The sequence below is a fragment of the Pseudochelatococcus lubricantis genome (assembly GCF_011762225.1).
GTDB classification, from domain to species: Bacteria; Pseudomonadota; Alphaproteobacteria; order Rhizobiales; family Beijerinckiaceae; genus Pseudochelatococcus; species Pseudochelatococcus lubricantis.
The window spans coordinates 90,235-105,118 of record NZ_JAASQI010000009.1 but is presented as its reverse complement, the minus strand read 5'-3'; the positions used below and the strand labels follow the sequence as shown (position 1 = coordinate 105,118).

The following is a 14,884-nucleotide window of genomic DNA, read 5'->3' as shown; positions in this document are numbered from 1 at the left end:
CCCGTGCTCAGAAACTGTCGCGTATCCAGCGGCCCATGCGGCTGAAGTACCCGTCCGTGCCGGTCCGCAGGCCATAGCCCGCCGAGCGCGGCTCGAAATGCTCCACATGCGCCATCTGCGGGTAAACCAGCAGGCCGACCGACGCGGAAAACGCCGGCCCCTTCGCAGCCTCAGGCAGACCCTTGATCCCGAGGGGCCGGCCGATACGCACCTGCCCCGTACCCTTTTCCCCGACGAGAATGCGCCGCGCCAGCTCCGGCAGGCCGGTGAGCTGGCTCGCGCCGCCCGTCAGTATCACCCGCCGCCCCGCCTCCGCGGCGAAGCCGGCCTCGCGCAGGCGTCCGCGCGCCAGCTCAAGAATTTCCTCGACGCGCGGCTTGATGATGCGCACCAGATGCGATTTCGGCACGTGGTTGGGCACGTCCTGTTCGCTGTCGTCGACCTGTGGCACCGCCACGATCTCGCGCTCGTCGGAGGGCGAGGAGATCGCCGCCCCGTAGAGCGTCTTCAGCCGCTCCGCCGCCGCCACGCGGGTGGACAGGCCGCGCGCCACGTCCATCGTCACGTGATGGCCGCCGACGGCGAAGGCATCCGCATGGACGAGGTGGCCGCCCGCGAAGACGCCCATGCTCGTGGTGCCGCCGCCAAGGTCGATCAGCACCGCGCCCATTTCCGCCTCGTCGTCGACGAGCGCGGAAAGGCCGGCGGCGTAAGGTGTCGCCACCACGGCCTCGACGTCGAGATGGCAGCGCTCCACCGCGAGCATCAGGTTGCGCACGGCGCCCCCGTCGGCATTGACGACATGCATGTCGACGCCGAGCTTCTCGCCGATCATCCCGGCGGGATCGAGCAGGCCGCGCTGGCCGTCGAGCGAGAAGCCGGTCGGCAGCGCGTGCAGCACCGCCCGCCCCGGCCGCGTGGCGTGGGCGGAGGCGGCGTCGAGCACCCGGCCGACGTCGCCCGTCGTCACAGCGCCGCCGCGCACCGCGACATGGGCCGCGAAACGCTGGGAGGCGAGCCGGCCGCCCGTGAGATTCACGATGACGGACTTCAGCTCCACCTGTGCCATCCGCTCCGCCGCGTCCACGGCGTGGCGAATGGCACGCTCGGCCGCGTCGAGATCGACGATGATGCCGCCCTTCAGGCCCATGGAGCGCTGGTGGCCGATGCCCAGCACGCGCGCCAGATGCGTGCGCCCGCGCAGCGCCTCCGTCTCGCCCGCGGGGTTGAGCTGGGCGATGAGGCAGACGATCTTGTTGGTGCCGACATCGAGCACCGACAGCGTGGCACTCTTGCGGGCGGAGAGCGGTTTCATCCGTGGCGTCAGCCCCGGGGTCAGGCGATTGCCGTTGGAGCTCATGTTTCGGGGGCCTTCCGCTTGGCGGGTTTCTTCTTCGCTTCAGCCATTGCCGCCGCGCCCTCCTCGCTCAGACGCATGGCGACGCGGTCCGGCTGACGCATGTCGATGGCGATGAGGTCCTTTTCGAGGAGACGCTCACGCTTCTCCAGCTCCACGAGACGCTGCATCGCTTCCACGGGTTCCATCTCGGGCAGGCGCACGATCAGGTCGTTGTCGAACTTGACGTCCCAGCGCCGGCCGGAAACCAGGATGCCGGCGCGGATGCGGCCGGCGATGGGGCCGGCGGCGCGCAGCACGTCGATGTATTCCTGGGAGCGGGTGTTCGCCCCGTCGCCCGCGACAAAGGGCAGGCGCGCGAAGCGCGCGTCGGTCATCAGGTCGATGACCGTGCCGTCGCCGGCGATGACGAACAGCTCGCCGTTGAGCTGCCACAGCGCGCGCGGCTCGCGCTCCACGATGTTGATCGCCAGCGCGTCCGGATAGAGCTTGCTGACCGACGCCTGGCGGATCATCGGCACCAGTTCGAGACGCTTGCGCACCTCGCCCGCGTCGAGGAAGGCGAGCGAGCGCAGGGGCGTGATGCCCGCCGCCGCCAGTACCTCGCTCTCGCGCAGCTCCACCATGCCGCTGATCTGCACCTCGTCGATGCCGAGGCCCACGGCCCGCGCGAACGCATCATACGGCTCGCCGTAGGTGGCGCGGAACGTCTCCATCTGGCCGCCGTACGACGCGCCGACAACGCCGACGAGCGTGAAGAAGGCGATTGTCATCGCCGTCCCGCTGCCGCGCGGCATGTAGCGCGCCGCCTTCTCGAACGCCGTCAGGCGCTGCGAACGCCGGTCACCCCCGGCGCGCGGGCCAGCGGCGGCGAAGGAGGGACCGCCGCTCTTCAGACCTCGCAGAAAATGCTTGCCACCAGCCATCGAAAGCCCGCCCGAAAAACTCGCCTGAGAACACATGTCGGGAACAGCCGCCGGAACGCCGACACATCGACAATCGCATCAACGGCGTCGCGGCCACCGTTAACGATGACTCTTCAGCCTTTTGGTAAATATTTGGTTTAAGGAGCGCGCGGCGCGGCGGCGGAAAATGCGGTTTTCCTCATCCCCCGGGCTCGGCGCCGGCGCGTTCCCTGCCCGGATAATCCGTTTTCCATCAAGGGGATGGATGGAGTTTCCAAGAGCCGTGATGAGCCGGCAAGGGGCTGGAGAAGCGGTTATTCACAACCATTAACCGTTCGCGAAATCCACTGTCCCCGGATGTTAAGATTTGAGGCTTTCCGCAGGCACGCCGACCCGCCTGATTTCCCATTGCAGGACAATTCCCGTTTTCTCATGGACCCTTCGGCGAACTTCCTCACCGAGCGTCTCAATGTCGGCGGCTGTGGCGCCGCCCGTGTTGACGAGAAAGTTGCAGTGCAGCTCGGACACCTGCGCCGCGCCGATTCGCAGCCCCCTGCAGCCGGCGGCGTCCACCAGCTCCCAGGCCTTGCTGCCCTCGGGATTGGTGAAGGTAGAACCGCCCGTGCGGGTGTTCACGGGCTGCGTGGCCGAGCGCGCCTCGGTGATGGCGCCCATGCGCGCCAGTATCTCTTCGGGATTGCCCGGCGTGCCCTGGAACAGCGCCCCGGTGAAGATGAGATCGTCGGGCGCGGCCGTATGGCGGTAGCTGAATCCCATGTCCGCATGGGTGAGGACGCGGCTTTCACCGCCGCGATCGAGCGCCCGCGCCTCCACCAGCACCTGCGCGACATCGCCGCCATAGGCGCCGCCGTTCATGCGCAGCGCGCCGCCGATGGTGCCCGGAATGCCGCGCAGGAAGGCGAGCCCGTCAATGCCGGCCTCGGCCGCCGCGCGGGCCACCTTCACGTCGGCAGCAGCGGCACCTGCGCGCACGCGGTGCCCCGGCTCGATAGCGATGGTGGAAAACCCCTTGCCCAGCCGCACCACAGCGCCCGGCACGCCACCGTCGCGCACCAGCAGGTTGGAGCCGAGCCCAATGACGAGCAGCGGCACGTCGGCCGGCAGATGCCGCAGAAACAGCGCGAGGTCTTCAGCGTCCGCCGGGGTGAACAGCAACTGGGCAGGGCCGCCGGTGCGGAACCACGTCAGCGGCGCCAGCGGCGCGTTGACGGCAAGACTTCCCCGCAGCGGCGCGTCGCGGAACGGCGCGGAGATGTCCGGAAACGTCATGCCACCTCGCTTGCCGCGAGTTCGCCCGGCAGCGCGTTCGCCCAGCCGGTGATGCTGCCCGCGCCCAGAAACACCACGTAATCGCCGGGCGAGGCAAGCGCCCGCACCTTGTCCGCGAGCCCTTCCGGACCGTCGATGGCGATGACGTCGCGGTGGCCGCGCGCGCGCAGGCCGGCCACGAGATCGTCGCGCCCCGCCCCGTCGATGGGCGCCTCCCCCGCTGCATAGACGGGAGCGACGAGCACGGCGTCGGCGTCGTTGAAGCAGGTGCAGAAATCGTTGAACAGCGACTGCAGGCGCGTGTAGCGATGCGGCTGCACCACCGCGATGACACGCCCGGCGGTCGAGGCGCGCGCCGCCTTCAACACGGCGGCGATCTCCACCGGGTGATGGCCGTAGTCGTCGAAGATGGCGACGCCGTTCCACTCGCCCGTGCGCGTGAAGCGGCGCTTCACGCCGCCAAAGCCCTCGATGGCCTTGCGGATGGCATCCGGCGTCATGCCGAGCCGGAAGGCGACGCCTATGGCCGCCGTGGCGTTCAGCGCATTGTGCAGGCCAGGCATTGGCAGCGTCAGGTTGTCGATGACGGTCGCGGCGTTCGACTGGCGCTCGCGGATCAGCACCGTGAAGCGGCTGCGGCCGCCGGTGAGATCGACGTCGAGCAGACGCACGTCGGCCTGCGGGTTCTGGCCGTAGGTGATGACATGCCGGTCCTCGATGGCGCCGACGAGATCCTGCACCACCGGATGGTCGATGCACATCACGGCGAAGCCGTAGAACGGCAGATTTTCCACAAAGGCGCGGAACGCTTCCTTGACCTTGTCGTACGTGCCGAAATGGTCGAGGTGCTCCGGGTCGATGTTGGTGACGACGGCAACGTCGGCAGGCAGCTTGAGGAAGGTGCCGTCGGACTCGTCCGCCTCCACCACCATCCAGTCGCCGGCGCCGAGGCGCGCGTTGGTGCCGTAGGCGTTGATGATGCCGCCGTTGATCACCGTGGGATCGAAGCCGCCGCCGTCGAGCAGCGTCGCCACGAGAGAGGTGGTCGTCGTCTTGCCGTGCGTGCCGGCGATCGCGACGCAGGTCTTCAGCCGCATAAGTTCGGCCAGCATTTCCGCGCGGCGCACCACCGGCAGGCGGCGCAGGCGCGCCTCCACCAGCTCCGGGTTGTCGCGCTTGATGGCCGTCGACACCACGACGACCTCCGCCTCGCCGAGATGGCTCGCGTCGTGGCCGGTGTAGACGGCGGCGCCCTTGTCGCGCAGACGCTTGACGTTGGCGTTGTCGCTGGCGTCGGAACCCTGCACGGTGTAGCCGAGGTTGATCAGCACCTCCGCGATGCCCGACATGCCGATGCCGCCAATACCGATGAAATGGATGGGGCCCAGTTCGCGCGGCAGTTTCATGAACCGCTTTCCTTCAGACTTGTTTCACGGACACCCTTGCTTCCGTGATTTCAGATTTCGATGTCACGTTCGCGTTTTGCGCCCGAGTGCGCCCGAATTCAACTATCCGGCCGCCGTTTCGGTTATCTTTTCGCCGCGCGCCACGCGCAGGACCCTGTCGGCGAGCCGCTCAGCCGCATCCGGATAGCCGGCCGTGCGCGCCGCCTCCGCCGCGCGCTGCAACGATGCCGGATCGTCGAAGCGGGCCGCGAGTTCGCGCGCCAGCCAGTCCGGCGTGAAGTCCTTCTGCGCCACGGCGGAGGCCGCGCCCGCGTGCACCAGCACCGCCGCGTTCGCCGCCTGATCCTGATCGAGCGAGCCGGGCAGCGGCACCAGAATGGACGCGCGCCCGATCACGGCGAGTTCCGCCACCGTGGAAGCGCCCGCGCGCCCGATCACGAGATGGGCCTCCGCCATCCGGCGCGGCAGATCGGTGAAGAAGGGCGCGATTTCCGCAGCCACGCCGAGCCGGGCGTAGGTCTCGCGCACGCGCTCCACATCCTCGGCGCGCGCCTGCTGGACGATGGAGAGGCGCCGGCGCAGGTTCTCCGGCAGCTGCTCGACAGCGGGCGGCACGATGTCGCTCATCACCCGCGCGCCCTGGCTGCCGCCCGTCACCACCAGGCTGAGCGTGCCCGCCGCATCCAGCGGCCGGAAGGGCACCGCCGCTGCCTCGCGCACCGCCGGGCGCACCGGGTTGCCGACATGCGCGACACGGCCCCGCGCGCCCTCGGGCACCTTGCCGACGCCGGGAAACCCCGTGGCGATCAGCGTGGCGAAGCGGCTCAGCATCAGGTTGGCGCGCCCCAGCACCGCATTCTGCTCATGCACGATGACGGGCACGCGCAGCGACGCGGCCGCCAGCAGCGGCGGAACTGTCGGATAGCCGCCGAAGCCGACGACGACCGCGGGCCGGCGTGCGCGGATGGCCCCGCGCGCGGCGAGGAAGCCGCGCGCCAGCGTCACCACCGCCTTCAGCGCCGTGAGTGGCGAGCGGCCGGACGGCGTCGCGGCGGGAAACTCGATGATGGCGTCGGCGGGAAAACTGCCGGCGAATTTCGCCGCGCGCGTATCGGTGGCGAGTTCCACCCGCGCGCCGCGCGCCTTCAGTGCCACTGTCAGCGCTTCGGCCGGGAACAGATGGCCGCCCGTGCCGCCGGCGGCGACGATGACAAGAGGCGCGTTCTGCGTGTCAACCATCGTAGCCATCCGCCGGAATGCCGCGGTCGAGGATCGCCGCGCGCGGGCGCTTGCGGGTGAGCGCGATCAGGAAGCCCATGGCGAGCGCCAGCGACCACAGCGACGAGCCGCCGTAGGAGACGAAGGGCAGCGTCATGCCCTTCGCCGGGAGAAGATGCACGTTCACCATCATGTTGATGCAGGCCTGCACGCCGAACAGCGTGATGAGCCCCGTCGCGGCCAGCCGGCAGAACGGGTCCTCGTTGCGCCGGGCCATGGCGAGACTGCGCAGCACGATGAAGGCGAAGAGCAGCACGAGGCCGATGCAGACGACGACGCCGAATTCCTCCGCGGTGGCGGCGAAGATGAAGTCGGTATGGGCGTCGGGCAGGATGCGCTTCACGGTGCCCTCGCCCGGCCCCTTGCCGAGCCAGCCGCCCTGCGCGAAGGCATCGAGCGCCGTATTGACCTGGAAGCTGTCGCCAGACGAGGGATCGAGGAAGCGCTCGATGCGCGCCCGCACGTGGCCGATGAACTCATAGGCCGCCACGAGCCCGAGCAGCGCGATGCCGCCGATGCCGAGCACCCAGAACATATGCAGCCCCGCCGTGAAGAACAGGCACGCCCATACGATCGTCGTGAGCATGGTCTGGCCGATGTCCGGCTGAAGGATCAGCGGCACGATGGTGGCGGGCAGTATCAGGATGGCGAGCAGCGTGCCGGGCATGTCCTTGCGGCGGTTACCCTCCGCGAACAGCCAGGCGGTGAGCACCACGAAAGCCGGCTTGACGAATTCGGACGGCTGCAGCGTGAGCCCGCCGAGCACGAACCAGCGCCGCGAGCCCTTCACCTCCGGCCCCATGTAGAGCGCGAGGACGATGAGCAGCATGCCGCCGAGATAGGTGAGCAGCGCCGCGCGGCGCACGTAGCGCGGCGGCAGCATGGAGGCGCCGAGCAGGATGACAATTGTCGGGATGAGGTGGAACACCTGCCGGTTGACGAAGTGGAAGTCCGACAGGCCCAGCCGCTCCGCCACGGGCGGACCGCCGCCCATCAGAAACACGAGCCCGGCCACCATCAGCGCGCCGACGGCGGCCAGCGACAGCCGGTCGACCGTCCACAGCCATTCCCCCGCATAGGTGCGCTCAGCCCGCGAAGCCATTCCTCAACCCCTCAAACCGGCGTAACTCCCGGCAAAGCCCGCACAGCATCGCGAAAACGATCGCCACGCACCTCAAAATTCGGGAACTGGTCGTAGGAGGCGCAGGCCGGCGACAGCAGCACGACCGCTTCACCTTGCGCCTCTCCCGCCCGGTCGTTGCCCGCCGCCACGGCCGCATCCCGCAACGCCTGATCGAGCGTGCCGCTCAGGCTGCAGGGCACCTTGCCGTCGAGCGTGCGCGCAAAGTCCGCGCTCGATTCACCGATGAGGTAAGCATGAACGATTTTTGGAAAATATTCCGTTAACGGCGCGATGCCGCCTTCCTTCTGCCGCCCGCCGACGATCCAGAAAATGCGGTCGAAGGCCGCGAGCGCCTTTTCGGTCGCATCCGCGTTGGTGGCCTTGGAATCGTTGACGAACAGCACGTTGCCCGCGCGCCCCACCGTCTCCATGCGGTGGGCGAGGCCCGGGAAGGTCGCGAGGCCCCGGGCGGCCACGTCGTCGGGCACGCCGATCGCCGTTACGGCGGCGAAGGCCGCGGCCGCATTCTGCGCGTTGTGCCGGCCGCGCAGCGAGCCGATGCCCGCCAGGTCCGCCACCGGGACGCCATCGCGCACGATCCGCGTGCCGGCAAGCGCGAAGCCCCGCTCCAGCGCCCGCGCCACGCTGAGCGGCACGACGCGCACGCCCGCCGCCGCGACGCTTTCCGCAAGCCTTGCCGAGAGCCTTGCCGCGATGGCGGCCGTATATGCGTCGTCGACGCCGATGACTGCCGTGCCGGATTTCGCCACCAGCCGCTCCTTGATAGCGGCATAGTTCTCCATCGAGCCGTGGCGGTCGATATGGTCCGGCGTGAGGTTCAGCAGCACACCCACCGTGGGATCGAGCGAGGGCGCGAGATCGATCTGGAACGACGAGCACTCGACGACGTGCACCCGCTCCCGCGCCGGCGGCTCCAGCGACAGGATGGCTGTGCCGATGTTGCCGCCGAGCTGCACGTCCCGCCCCGCCTCGCGCAGCAGGTGGGCGATCAGGGCCGTGGTCGTCGACTTGCCGTTGGTGCCGGTGATGGCGATGAAGGGCGCGTCGGGGGCGATCAGCCGCCGCTCGCGTGCGAACAGCTCGATATCGCCGATGACCTCGACGCCCGCCGCGCGCGCCAGCCTCACCGACCAGTGCGGCTCGGGATGGGTGAGCGGCACGCCGGGCGACAGCACGAGCGCCTGCGCCGCGTTCCAGTCCGCCTCGCGCAGATCCGCGACCGCGATGCCGGCGGCGCGCGCCTTCTCGCGCCCCTGCTCGCCGTCGTCCCAGGCGATGACGTCCGCGCCGCCCGCCACCAGCGCCCCGGCCGTGGCGAGGCCCGAGCCGCCGAGACCGAAAACAAGAACGCGCTTGCCCTTGAACGATGTTACCGGGGTCATTCCAAGTCAGCTTTCAATCTGAGGCATGATCCGGAAAGCGCGTGCCGCTTTCCGGAAAGATATGCTCGAACAAAAGGACAGAACACTTCCGCGTTTTAATGGAACGTAGAAGCGCTCTACCGCAGCTTCAGCGTGGAGAGGCCGACGAGCGCCAGCACCACGGCGATGATCCAGAAGCGGATCACGACCTGCGGCTCCGTCCAGCCGAGTTGCTCGAAGTGATGATGGATGGGCGCCATCTTGAACACGCGCTTGCCCGTGAGCTTGAAGGAAGCCACCTGCACGATGACGGACAGCGCCTCCAGCACGAACAGGCCGCCGACGATGGCGAGCACGATCTCGTGCTTGGTCGCGACCGCGATCGTCCCCAGCATGCCGCCGAGCGCCAGCGAGCCGGTGTCGCCCATGAAGATCTGCGCGGGCGGCGCGTTGAACCACAGGAAGCCGATGCCCGCCCCGATCAGCGCGCCGCAAAGCACCGAAAGCTCGCCCACGCCCTGCACGAAGTTGAGCTGCAGGTAGTTGGCGAAGATGGCGTTGCCGACGAGATAGGCGATGAAGCCGAAGGTCGCGGCAGCGATCATCACCGGCACGATGGCGAGGCCGTCGAGGCCATCCGTGAGGTTGACGGCGTTGCCCGCGCCCACGATGACGAGCGTGCCGAACACGGCGAAGAACCAGCCGAGATCTATCAGCAGATCCTTGACAAAGGGGATCGCCACCGACGTCGCCAGCAGCTCCCGCGCCGGCGGCAGCGTCTCGCGGCTCACCAGCACGATGACGACGCAGGCGACGAACCCGATCAGCCCCTCGATGCCGAGCCGCAGGCGGCCCGAAAAGCCCTTGTGCGACTGCTTGGTGACCTTCAGATAGTCGTCATAGAAGCCGATGGCGCCGAAGCCAAGCGTGACGAACAGCACCACCCAGACATAGGGATTGGCGAGGTTCGCCCACAACAGCGCGGAGACCAGCACGCCGGAGAGGATCATCAGGCCGCCCATGGTCGGCGTGCCCTTCTTGGCGAGGTGCGACTGCGGTCCGTCGGTGCGGATCGGCTGGCCCTTGCCCTGCCGCACCCGCAGCGAGGCGATGATGGCAGGGCCGAACATGAAGACGAAGAACATCGCGGTGGCGGTCGCCGCCCCGGTGCGGAAGGTGATGTAGCGGAACACGTTGAGCGCCGGCACCGAGGCACTCAGTTCCGCAAGCCAGATAAACATGCGCTGTCGGTCTCCGTCAGCCCTGAAGTTGCTGTTCCGATTGCCGGTCAGGCGGTGCGGGCGCCATTCGTGTTCACCGCCGGGAAATGGTTCTTCAGCGCCGCGACGATGCGCGACACTTTCGTGCCGTTCGATCCCTTGACCATGACGGCATCGCCGGCGCGGACGGTGCGCAGGACAGCGCCCTCAAGTTCGGCCGGCGTTTCGGCATACGCCCCGCGCGTCTCGGGTGCAAGGGCGCGCCACAGGTGATGCATGGCCGGGCCCGCCGCGAAGACGAGATCGATATCGTTGTCCACGATGGGGCCGTTCAGCGCCGCGTGCAGGCCGGCGCTGTCGGCACCCAGCTCCAGCATGTCGGCGAGCACCGCGATGCGCCTGCCGCGCAGGCCGACGTCCGCCTGCCCCAGCATGTTGAGCGCCGCCGTCATCGATGACGGATTGGCGTTGTAGCTCTCGTCGATCAGCAGGAACGCGCCTTCCGGATCGCTGAACTCGCCACCGGGCGCGGACAGCCGCACGCGCTCGCCGCGCCCCTCGGGGGGAGCGAGCTGGCCGAGCGCCAGCGCCGCCAGCGCGAGGTCGCCGTCCACCGCCTGAACGGCCGCGAGCACCGCGAGGCTGTTGAGCGCGATATGCCGCCCGGGCGAGCCGATGCGGTACACCACCGGCGCGCCGAACACCTGCGCCTCGACCACCGTCATCTCCGGCTTCAGGATGATCCGTTGGGCGCGCACGTCCGCCTGCTCATGCTCGCCGAAGGAAACGATCCGCCCGGCGCGGGAGGCGAGCGCATGCGCCTTCAGCCGCTCGAACTGGTCGTTGTCGCGGTTGAGGATGGCGACGCCGCCCGGCTCAAGCCCCGCGAAAATCTCACCCTTGGCATCCGCGATCGCCGCGACGGAGGGGAAGTATTCGAGGTGAACCGGCCCCACCGTGGTGACGATGGCCACGTGCGGGCGCACCATCTGCGACAGCGGCCGCACCTCGCCCGGCGCGTTCATGCCGATCTCGAAGATGCCGTATTGCGTGCGCCGCGGCATGCGCGCCAGCGACAGCGGCACGCCCCAATGGTTGTTGTAGGAGGCCGCGGAGGCATGCGTGCGCCCCTGGCCGCCGAGCGCCATCCGCAGCGCCTCCTTCGTGCTCGTCTTGCCGACGGAGCCGGTGACCGCGATGACATGCGCGCGCGCGCGGGCACGCGCGGCACGGCCGAGCGAGACGAGCGCGGCGAGCACGTCCTTCACCACGTAGAGCGGCCCCGTGCCTTGGAGCTGCGGCGCGTGCGCCTCGTCGACGACGGCCGCCGCCGCGCCGTTTTCCAGTGCCTGCGCGACATAGGCATGGCCGTCGCTGTTGCCGCCCCTGACGGCGAAGAACAGGTCGCCCGGCGCGAGCGTGCGGGTGTCGATGGAGATGCCCGTCACCCGGTCGGGCAGGCCGTCGGCGGCACGGGCGTTCAGCGCCGGGATGAGGTCGAGCCCCGACCAGAGCACCTCGGCGGGCGGTTGGGGCGCGCGGGGGGCAACCGAATCGGCATCCCCCGGCCGGATGGCAAGCGTCATGATGTCAGCTCCGCGACGGCGGCGAGCACCGCCTCGTGATCAGAAAAGTGAACCGTGGTTGACCCGATGATCTGGCCCGTTTCATGGCCTTTTCCGGCCACGACGAAGATATCCCCCGGTTGCAGCAGCCGCACGCCGTGGCGGATGGCCGCGAGACGGTCGCCGATCTCGATCACGTCGGCGCCCGGCACCTCGCGCGCCGCCGCCAGAATGGCCGCGCGGATGGCGGCCGGCTCCTCGGAACGCGGATTGTCGTCGGTGACGATGGCGACGTCCGCCTTGCGCGCCGCGATGGCGCCCATCAGCGGCCGCTTGCCCCTGTCGCGGTCGCCGCCCGCGCCAAACGCCACGACGAGCCGGCCCGTCGCGTAGCCGCGCAGGGTGTCGAGCACGGCGCCCAGCGCATCGGGCTTGTGGGCGTAATCCACCACGACGAGCGCGCCGTTGACCTCCGCGACCCGCTCCAGCCTTCCCCGCACGCCCTGAAGCGTCTCCAGCGCGGAGAATACGGCATCGGCCTCCTCCCCCGCCGCGATGGCGAGGCCGGCGGCGACGAGCGCATTCGAGGCCTGGAAATCGCCCGCGAGCGGCAGGCGGATGTCGCGGGTCACGCCCGCATGGCGGAGCGTCAGGCGCTGCGCGAAGCCCTCGCGCGCCGCGTTCAGCAGCGCGATCTCCCCGCCCGCCCTGCCGACGCCGACGAGCGGCAGGCCCCGGCGACGCGCGACCTCGGCCACGCGCGCGGCCTCCGGCGAATCGGCGTTGACGACGGCGGGCGCGCCGTCGGGCAGCAGGTCCGCGAACAGCCGCAGCTTGGCCGCGAGATAGGATTCGATGTCCGGATGGTAGTCGAGATGGTCGCGCCCCAGATTGGTGAAGGCTGCCGCCGTCAGGCGCACACCGTCGAGCCGGTGCTGGTCGAGGCCGTGGGAGGACGCCTCGAACGCCAGATGCGTCACGCCCTCGCCCGCGAGCTGGTCGAGCGTCTTGTGCAGGCTGATGCTGTCCGGCGTCGTCAGCGAGCCGTAGACCGCGCCGGACGGCGCGACGACGCCGATGGTGCCGAGGCTCGCCGCCTGGCGGCCGGCGCGCAGGAATATCTGGCGCGTGAAATCCACCACGGAACTCTTGCCGCTGGTGCCGGTGACGGCGACGATCCTCTCCGGCTGGCGGGGGTAGAACCTCGCTGCCGCCAGCGCCACGGCCCGGCGCACGTCGGCGACCTGAACATAGGCGACGGAGGGCGGCAGGACAGCGGGACGCGCGGCCTCCCCCACGACTGCGGCCGCGCCCTTCGCCGCCGCGTCCGCAGCGAAGGCGAGGCCGTCCGCCCGGTTGCCCGGCACGGCGAAGAACACGTCACCGGCAGCGACAGCGCGCGAGTCGAGGCGCAGCCCCGTCACCCGGATATCGGGAACGGCGACGCCCGGCAGCAGCTCGGCGAGGGCGGCCGCGCCGCGATCGTTGTCCGCCATGTCACAGCCTCCCACGGTCATCGCCCGTCATGCACGTCAGAGCCCCCAGGCGCCCAGCCGCGCCATGGTGGGGAACGGATTGGCCGGCTCATCGAAGCGCGGCGGCAGGCCGAGCAGCGGCGCCACCCGCGCCATGATCTTGCCCGTCGTCACGCCCGCGTTCCAGGCGGCGGTTGCGTAGCCGTAGCTGTCCGCCGTTGCCTGCGGCTCGTCGTAGACAGTCAGGAACAGGTATTTGGGATCGTCCGCCGGCAGCACTGTCATGAAGGTGGTGAAGTTCTTGTTCTTGGCGTAGCGGCCGTTGATGACCTTGTCCGCAGTGCCCGTCTTGCCGCCCACGAAGTAACCCGGCACATCGGCCTTGCGCGCCGACCCCTTCGTCGCGTTGAGGCGCATGACGAAGCGCATGGCCTCGCTCGTTTCGGGCTTGATGACCTGCGGCGCGTTCGCCCGCGCCTCCTGCTCCGTGCGCAGCAGGAAGGTGGGGTTGACGAGCTGCCCGCCGTTCACCAGCGCGCCGACGGCCGCCGCCGCCTGCATGGGCGCCACCGCGAGGCCGTGGCCGTAGGAGATGGTGATGGTGTTCAGCTCGCCCCAGTTGGGCGGCAGCAGCGGCGCGGAGCTTTCCGGCATTTCCGTGCGCATGCGGTCGAGCTGGCCCATCTTCTTGAGGAACGCCTTGTGCGCCGGCACGCCCTGCTGCAGGGCCATGCGGGCAGTGCCGATGTTCGACGAATAGATGAAGATTTCCGGCACGTTGAGAATGCGGTTCTTGCCGTGGTAGTCCTTGATGGTGAAGCGGCCGTAATGCAGGCCGCCGCGCGCGTCGTAGGTGGAGTTGATGTTGGCCTTGCCGGAGTCGAGGCCCATGGCCAGCGTCAGCGCCTTGAAGGTCGAGCCCATCTCGAACACGCCGACGATCATGCGGTTGATGCGGTCGGGCTGCAATGCGTCGACAGGATTGTTGGGATCGTAGTCGGGCAGCGAGACGAGCGAAACCACCTCGCCCGTGTTCACGTCGAGGATGAGGGAGGCTGCCGCTTTCGCCCGGAAGTACGCCAGGCCCTTCACCAGCTCGTCGCGCGCCGCAGCCGTGGCGCGCAGGTCGAGCGACAGGCGCACCGGCTCCAGATCGTCGGCGGAGCGGGCGAAGCCGTAGCCGGCCAGCGCCTTCAGCCCCTGGTTGTCCATGTATTTCTCGATGCCGGCGATGCCTTCGTTGTCCACGTTGGCGAAGCCGAGCACGTGCGCGCCAATGGGGCCGTTCGGGTAGACGCGCTTGTTCTCCGGCACGAAGCCGACGCCGGGAATGCCAAGACGGTGCACCTCCGCCTGCTGGCGCGGCGTGATCTGGCGCTTGACCCAGACGAAGCCCTTGCTGGTACTGAGCTTGTCGCGCAGTTCACGCGCGTCGAGATCGGGCAGGACGGCGGTCAGCAGCTCGGTCGCCTCGTCGGCGTCGATGATGTTGCGCGGCTCGGCGAATACCGACACCGTCTTGATGTCGGTGGCGAGCACGACGCCGTTGCGGTCGATGATATCCGGACGGGCCGCCGCCACCGTGGTGCCGCCCCTGAACTCGTTCGGCGCCTTGGGATGCATCGCCATCCACGACAGGCGGCCGATCAGCGTGGCGAACAGCACGACGAAGAACGCCCCCACCAGCGTCACCCGCTGGCCGGAGCGGTCGGACCGCATGCGGAAGAGATCGCGCACGAACAGCCACAGGCGCGCGCCGCGCGAGAGGTGCGGCTGCGGCGCCTCCTCGTAGACGGGCATACCCCGCGGGCCGGCGCCGGCGGCATCGCGTCCGTTCATCTCGTCCATCGCCTCTGTCATGACACCCTCTCGTCGATCCGTTC

General features: G+C 69.3%; 11 protein-coding genes. All 11 read right to left on the bottom strand.

Translation table 11 applies throughout. The features are described from left to right. Positions 1–7: 7 nt before the first annotated feature. The 11 genes from ftsA to FHS82_RS17045 all read right to left on the bottom strand — a co-directional run bounded on the left by ftsA (position 8) and on the right by FHS82_RS17045 (position 14,861). Positions 8–1,360: a cell division protein FtsA gene (ftsA, locus tag FHS82_RS17095; protein ID WP_166955097.1), complete on the bottom strand. Its 1,353-nt coding sequence runs from the start codon at positions 1,358–1,360 to the stop codon at positions 8–10. After that, positions 1,357–2,283, bottom strand: a complete 927-nt coding sequence (locus FHS82_RS17090; protein WP_166955095.1) for a cell division protein FtsQ/DivIB — start codon at positions 2,281–2,283, stop codon at positions 1,357–1,359. Before FHS82_RS17090 ends, ftsA begins: the two co-directional genes overlap by 4 nt. Before the next feature lie 339 nt (positions 2,284–2,622). After that, positions 2,623–3,552, bottom strand: coding sequence for a UDP-N-acetylmuramate dehydrogenase (gene murB / locus FHS82_RS17085; RefSeq protein WP_166955093.1), 930 nt, complete (start codon positions 3,550–3,552; stop codon positions 2,623–2,625). Beyond that, positions 3,549–4,958 (bottom strand): UDP-N-acetylmuramate--L-alanine ligase, encoded by a 1,410-nt coding sequence (gene murC, locus FHS82_RS17080; protein ID WP_166955091.1) that lies wholly within the window; start codon positions 4,956–4,958, stop codon positions 3,549–3,551. The genes murB and murC overlap by 4 nt, the downstream gene beginning before the upstream one ends. Before the next feature lie 102 nt (positions 4,959–5,060). Continuing rightward, the gene (gene murG, locus FHS82_RS17075) at positions 5,061–6,197 is read right to left on the bottom strand and encodes an undecaprenyldiphospho-muramoylpentapeptide beta-N-acetylglucosaminyltransferase (RefSeq protein ID WP_166955089.1); all 1,137 of its coding nucleotides are present in this window, start codon (positions 6,195–6,197) and stop codon (positions 5,061–5,063) included. Continuing rightward, positions 6,190–7,338, bottom strand: a complete 1,149-nt coding sequence (locus tag FHS82_RS17070; RefSeq protein WP_166955087.1) for an FtsW/RodA/SpoVE family cell cycle protein — start codon at positions 7,336–7,338, stop codon at positions 6,190–6,192. Before FHS82_RS17070 ends, murG begins: the two co-directional genes overlap by 8 nt. An 11-nt stretch (positions 7,339–7,349) precedes the next feature. Continuing rightward, the gene (gene murD / locus FHS82_RS17065) at positions 7,350–8,762 is read right to left on the bottom strand and encodes a UDP-N-acetylmuramoyl-L-alanine--D-glutamate ligase (protein ID WP_166955085.1); all 1,413 of its coding nucleotides are present in this window, start codon (positions 8,760–8,762) and stop codon (positions 7,350–7,352) included. Between the two features lie 116 nt (positions 8,763–8,878). Beyond that, entirely contained in the window at positions 8,879–9,982 is a 1,104-nt protein-coding gene (mraY, locus tag FHS82_RS17060; RefSeq protein ID WP_166955083.1) for a phospho-N-acetylmuramoyl-pentapeptide-transferase, read from the bottom strand. Positions 9,983–10,029: 47 nt separating this feature from the next. Then, positions 10,030–11,547: a UDP-N-acetylmuramoylalanyl-D-glutamyl-2,6-diaminopimelate--D-alanyl-D-alanine ligase gene (locus FHS82_RS17055; protein WP_166955081.1), complete on the bottom strand. Its 1,518-nt coding sequence runs from the start codon at positions 11,545–11,547 to the stop codon at positions 10,030–10,032. After that, positions 11,544–13,022 (bottom strand): UDP-N-acetylmuramoyl-L-alanyl-D-glutamate--2,6-diaminopimelate ligase, encoded by a 1,479-nt coding sequence (locus tag FHS82_RS17050; RefSeq protein ID WP_166955079.1) that lies wholly within the window; start codon positions 13,020–13,022, stop codon positions 11,544–11,546. The genes FHS82_RS17055 and FHS82_RS17050 overlap by 4 nt, the downstream gene beginning before the upstream one ends. Positions 13,023–13,058: 36 nt before the next feature. Then, positions 13,059–14,861: a peptidoglycan D,D-transpeptidase FtsI family protein gene (locus FHS82_RS17045; protein WP_166955077.1), complete on the bottom strand. Its 1,803-nt coding sequence runs from the start codon at positions 14,859–14,861 to the stop codon at positions 13,059–13,061. Positions 14,862–14,884: the final 23 nt, after the last annotated feature.

Excerpts from the sequence above, each read along its gene's own strand:
- FHS82_RS17050 (WP_166955079.1), bottom strand. The coding sequence starts at position 13,022 with ATGGCGGACAACGATCGCGGCGCGGCCGCCCTCGCCGAGCTGCTGCCG.
- ftsA (WP_166955097.1), bottom strand. The coding sequence starts at position 1,360 with ATGAGCTCCAACGGCAATCGCCTGACCCCGGGGCTGACGCCACGGATG.
- FHS82_RS17090 (WP_166955095.1), bottom strand. The coding sequence starts at position 2,283 with ATGGCTGGTGGCAAGCATTTTCTGCGAGGTCTGAAGAGCGGCGGTCCC.
- FHS82_RS17055 (WP_166955081.1), bottom strand. The coding sequence starts at position 11,547 with ATGACGCTTGCCATCCGGCCGGGGGATGCCGATTCGGTTGCCCCCCGC.
- murB (WP_166955093.1), bottom strand. The coding sequence starts at position 3,552 with ATGACGTTTCCGGACATCTCCGCGCCGTTCCGCGACGCGCCGCTGCGG.
- mraY (WP_166955083.1), bottom strand. The coding sequence starts at position 9,982 with ATGTTTATCTGGCTTGCGGAACTGAGTGCCTCGGTGCCGGCGCTCAAC.
- murG (WP_166955089.1), bottom strand. The coding sequence starts at position 6,197 with ATGGTTGACACGCAGAACGCGCCTCTTGTCATCGTCGCCGCCGGCGGC.
- murC (WP_166955091.1), bottom strand. The coding sequence starts at position 4,958 with ATGAAACTGCCGCGCGAACTGGGCCCCATCCATTTCATCGGTATTGGC.
- FHS82_RS17045 (WP_166955077.1), bottom strand. The coding sequence starts at position 14,861 with ATGACAGAGGCGATGGACGAGATGAACGGACGCGATGCCGCCGGCGCC.
- FHS82_RS17070 (WP_166955087.1), bottom strand. The coding sequence starts at position 7,338 with ATGGCTTCGCGGGCTGAGCGCACCTATGCGGGGGAATGGCTGTGGACG.
- murD (WP_166955085.1), bottom strand. The coding sequence starts at position 8,762 with ATGACCCCGGTAACATCGTTCAAGGGCAAGCGCGTTCTTGTTTTCGGT.